Here is a 263-nt window from a genome sequence, read left to right as displayed (position 1 = left end):
GAGCAAAGCACGTCTAATGAGCGAAGATCAAATCAAAACTACGTTCGCCGATGTTGCTGGTTGTGATGAAGCAAAAGAAGACGTTACCGAATTGGTGGACTTCCTGCGCGACCCGTCTAAATTCCAAAAATTAGGTGGTAGTATACCTAAGGGTGTACTTATGGTTGGACCGCCAGGTACAGGTAAAACGTTGCTTGCTAAGGCTGTTGCCGGCGAAGCAAAAGTACCCTTTTTCACAATTTCGGGTTCTGACTTTGTTGAAA

The 263-nt window shown here is 45.2% G+C and carries 1 protein-coding gene; it reads left to right on the top strand.

Features of this window, described 5'->3' with window-relative positions; translation table 11 throughout:
• A partial coding sequence (locus AC0IXA_RS27635; RefSeq protein ID WP_471814938.1) for an AAA family ATPase occupies window positions 1-263 on the top strand: 263 nt, incomplete at both ends.

This window comes from Pseudomonas sp. AC083, assembly GCF_979253165.1.
This window is presented reverse-complemented; position numbering and strand designations above follow the sequence as displayed.